This is a genomic window from Catenibacterium sp. (assembly GCF_052354645.1).
In the GTDB taxonomy this organism is placed as follows: domain Bacteria; phylum Bacillota_I; class Bacilli_A; order Erysipelotrichales; family Coprobacillaceae; genus Catenibacterium; species Catenibacterium mitsuoka_A.
Window position 1 is genome coordinate 1 of the sequence record NZ_DAWDDM010000183.1, and the last position, 4,111, is coordinate 4,111.

Consider the following 4,111-nt stretch of genomic DNA (forward strand, 5'->3'; position numbering starts at 1 on the left):
ATTTCTCACCGAATTGATGATATTCAGTATTCCCTAATAAAAAATAACGATGAAGATTCATCGTTAGATTTAGATATTTCTGAAATAGACTTCTAGACTATAAAGAAATAAGGGGTGAGATTCACCCCTTACTGCGTGATAATTAAAATTTAGGAAACCCCTAGTTATTTTAAATTACCACATTAATTAAGGCATCTTTGGTGCACTTTCACTAATCATCTTGGCTACTTCCTGTGCAGGAACAAGTTTTCCTGTCTTTTCCCAGTTAATAAATGTATTGAGTAAAGCACCTGCATAGTAATACGCACGATAAATCATATCTTTATGATCAGAATAGAGTTCTACCATGAAATGATTGACTGCATTCACTAATACAGAATAAAGTCCCTGTCTTTCCATGATAATAAAGAATGTCGCATACTGATCAAAGAATTCTATTGAAAACAAGATATGTGAATATTCCATGAAACGTTCTTCTTTAGGACGTTTTTTATTTTCTGTCAAATATTGAATAATAATCTCACGTAGATAGTCTTCTATCGCATTCACCTTAGAATCATAATAATGATAATAAGTCATACGTGAAATACCTGCTTTTTTCGCAATCTGGCTGACTGTAATCTTATCAAGAGAATCTCTCTTCATAAGTTCTACAATCGCTTCTCCTATACACATTCTTGTAAATCTATTTCTTTGTGTTTTCTTATTTACGTCCATAAACTGCACCTCTGAACAAAAATTTACATATTTTTTCTCTTTGTAAATTGTATCATTTCACAATTTAAACTACAATAGTATTGATAGGGAGGTTTTTCGCATGAAAAGAAAAATTGTAGCTGACTCATCTTGTGATATGTGGGAATTAAATGGCGTTGATTTTGCAGTCGCACCAATCACTATTTCTACTGATAATAAGCACTATGTAGATAATCAGGAACTAGATGTACATTTAATGTCTGAAGAACTTGCAAAGTATAAAGGTGTTTCTCATACTGCATGTCCAAGTGTAGGGTCTTGGTTAGATTGTTATGAAGGATATGATGAAGTGTTTGTCGTCACTTTAACTGGTGCTATGTCAGGCACTTATAATTCTGCTATGACAGCTAAAGGTATTTATGAAGAAGAAAATGAAAATGTAAAGGTACATGTATTTGATAGTTTATCTACAGGACCTGAAATGAGATTACTTATTGAAAAGTTAAAAGAAATGATTGAAGAAGATCTACCATTTGAAGAAATTGTAGAAAAAGGACAGGACTATCTTAATCATTCTAGATTATTCTTCGCATTAAAATCATTACATAACTTTGCGATGAATGGACGTGTAAGTAAAGCTGTTGCTTCTGCGATTGGTGTATTAAATATTTCTATTTTCGCAACTGCCAGTGAAGAAGGTACTATCCAGCAGATCAGTAAATGTCGTGGTGAAAAGAAAGTAGTGAAATCTATGATTGAACATCTTGAAAATGCAGGATACCATGGTGGTAAGGTACGTATCTCACATGCAGATAATTTAAAACTTGCACATAATGTCAGAGATAAGATTTTAGAACTTTATCCAAATGCGGATATTATTGTATATCCAATGGGTGGTCTATGTACTTATTATGCTGAAATAGGTGGACTACTTGTAGGGTGTGAATGTTAAGCCAGTTGAAAAACTGGTTTTTTTCATAAATGAAATGATATAATACAGACTACAGGAAGGTGAATATCTTGAAGAATAAATTAGTGAAACTCTTCTTTTCTACTCTATACTTAAGTGCTTTTACTTTTGGCGGAGGCTATGTCATCGTCTCTTTAATGAGAAAAAAGTTTGTGGATGATTATCATTGGATTGATGAAGATGAGATGTTAGATTTAGTAGCTATTGCACAGAGTGCACCAGGGCCTATTGCGGTCAATGGGGCTATTGTAGTTGGATATAAGATGGCAGGACTACTAGGAATATTCATCTCAGTACTCGCCACAATCATTCCTCCTTTTGTAATCATATCTGTCATTTCTGTCTTTTATGAAATATTTAAGACTAATCTGATTGTATCTCTTATGTTAGAAGGGATGCAGGCAGGAGTCGGTGCAGTCATTGCATCTGTATGCTTCGAAATGGGTAGCGGTCTCTTAAAAGAGAAAAATAAGCTTTATCCTGTTATTATGATTGGTGCTTTTGTCGCCAATTATATATTCAATATCAATGTCATGATAGTCATTATTGTTTGTATCATGATTGGATTACTTTATTCTATGAAAGGGGTACAGTCATGATTTATCTACAATTATTCTTAAGTTTCTTGCAGGTGGGTGCATTTAGTTTTGGTGGTGGTTATGCAGCTATGCCGCTTATTAAGCAGCAGGTGATTACAGCCCATCATTGGTTATCTGTCTCTGAATTCACTGATCTTATATCTATTTCACAGATGACACCTGGCCCTATTGCCGTCAATTCAGCAACTTTTGTCGGTATCAAGATTGCCGGCATTCCTGGCGCAATATGTGCCACTATAGGTTGTGTATTACCTTCATGTATTATTGTCGGTATCATCAGTTATTTCTATCTCAAATATCGACATATGGATAAGTTGCAGAGTGTTTTAAAGATGTTAAGACCAGCCGTTGTTGCATTAATTGCGACTGCAGGTGTCTCTATTCTTACCACTGCATTCTTTGGTGAAAGCTTCAATACATTTAAGATCCATCTTGTAGTGATATTTGGTATATGTGTTATATTACTTACTAAGTATAAGTGGGATCCTATTCTTGTCATGCTCCTTGCAGGAGTTATGAATACAATTTATTACTTTATTTAAAAAACGACCGCGAGGTCGTTTTGTTATTTCATTAATTCCTGTGTATGTACAAGTTGTGCATAAGCCCCATTATTTTCTAATAATTCATGATGCGTTCCTAGTTCAATGATTCTTCCTTCATCAATAACCGCAATACGATCTGCATTCTTAACTGTAGATAAACGGTGCGCAATCACAATAGTAGTACGTCCCTGTGATAACTTATCGAATGTTTCCTGAATCTTAGCTTCAGTAACACTATCTAATGCACTTGTGGCTTCATCTAGAATAAGAACAGGTGGATTCTTTAAGAATATTCTTGCGATAGAGATACGCTGCTTCTGTCCACCAGATAATAATACACCACGTTCTCCTACATTGGTTTCAAAGCCATCAGGCATTTCCATGATATCATCATAGATTTCCGCTAGTTTTGCCGCTTCAATGATATCTTCCATTGTCGCATCTAATTTACCATAACGGATATTTTCCGCAATACTATCCGCAAATAAGAAGACATCCTGTGAGACTACACCAATATTGTTGTGTAATGAAGTTTGAGTCACATCTCTGACATCATGACCATCTACCAAGATAGCCCCTTCTGTAACATCATAGAATCTAGGAATCAACTGAGATAAAGTTGTTTTACCTCCTCCTGAAGATCCTACTAACGCAAGTGTTTCACCTGGATGAATATGTAAATCAATATCTGTTAAGATATTTCTATCTTCTTCATACGCAAAGCTGACATGATCAATATCAATCTGTCCAGATACATGTGTGAGTTCTTTTGCATCCGGACGATCTTCTAATTGAGGTTTTGTGTTAAGTAATTCTACAAAACGATGAAGACCTGCAGTTCCATTCGCAAATAATTCCGCAAAGTTAGATAATTTACGCACTGGATTCACAAATGTAGAGACATATAAACTAAAAGTAATCAAATCAATTGTATCCATCTGCCCCTGCATAATAAGGGCTCCACCTACCGCAATAACGATGAGTGATAATGTACACATAAAGAATTCCATAATCGCATTAAAGCGACCCATAGCTTTATGGAACTGTTTCTTAGATGTTTTATATGTATCATTGGATGTATTGAACTTCTGTTGTTCAATTGTTTCATTCGCAAAAGCTTTGGCTGTTTTCATACCAGTGAGTCCTGATTCGATATCAGTATTGATGACTGCAACCTTCTGTTTAACACGAATTGAAGCTTCACTCATAGAGTGACGTGATTTCCATACAACAAGTATGAAAACAGCTATCATAATCGCAATAACTAAAGCTAAACGCCATTCAATTGTGAACATGATAAT

General features: G+C 34.9%; 5 protein-coding genes. 3 read left to right on the top strand and 2 right to left on the bottom strand.

Features of this window, described 5'->3' with window-relative positions; all coding sequences use genetic code 11:
• Positions 1-186 precede the first annotated feature (186 nt).
• Entirely contained in the window at positions 187-717 is a 531-nt protein-coding gene (locus ACT8VG_RS08170; RefSeq protein ID WP_187012912.1) for a TetR/AcrR family transcriptional regulator, read from the bottom strand.
• Between the two features lie 100 nt (positions 718-817).
• Here ACT8VG_RS08170 and ACT8VG_RS08175 point away from each other — a divergent pair, with 100 nt between their 5' ends.
• From ACT8VG_RS08175 to ACT8VG_RS08185, 3 genes are read left to right on the top strand one after another with little or no spacing between them, the layout of a single operon-like run.
• Positions 818-1,648, top strand: coding sequence for a DegV family protein (locus tag ACT8VG_RS08175; protein WP_217106238.1), 831 nt, complete (start codon positions 818-820; stop codon positions 1,646-1,648).
• Positions 1,649-1,707: 59 nt separating this feature from the next.
• Entirely contained in the window at positions 1,708-2,265 is a 558-nt protein-coding gene (locus ACT8VG_RS08180; RefSeq protein ID WP_217106237.1) for a chromate transporter, read from the top strand.
• Positions 2,262-2,807 (top strand): chromate transporter, encoded by a 546-nt coding sequence (locus ACT8VG_RS08185; RefSeq protein ID WP_117458895.1) that lies wholly within the window; start codon positions 2,262-2,264, stop codon positions 2,805-2,807. Before ACT8VG_RS08180 ends, ACT8VG_RS08185 begins: the two co-directional genes overlap by 4 nt.
• 23 nt (positions 2,808-2,830) lie before the next feature.
• Here ACT8VG_RS08185 and ACT8VG_RS08190 read toward each other — a convergent pair.
• Positions 2,831-4,111: ABC transporter ATP-binding protein (locus ACT8VG_RS08190; protein ID WP_444195597.1), on the bottom strand; the 1,281-nt coding region annotated here is incomplete at its 5' end.

Coding starts and splice junctions, on each gene's coding strand:
- ACT8VG_RS08170 (WP_187012912.1), bottom strand. CDS start 717: ATGGACGTAAATAAGAAAACACAAAGAAATAGATTTACAAGAATGTGT.
- ACT8VG_RS08175 (WP_217106238.1), top strand. CDS start 818: ATGAAAAGAAAAATTGTAGCTGACTCATCTTGTGATATGTGGGAATTA.
- ACT8VG_RS08185 (WP_117458895.1), top strand. CDS start 2,262: ATGATTTATCTACAATTATTCTTAAGTTTCTTGCAGGTGGGTGCATTT.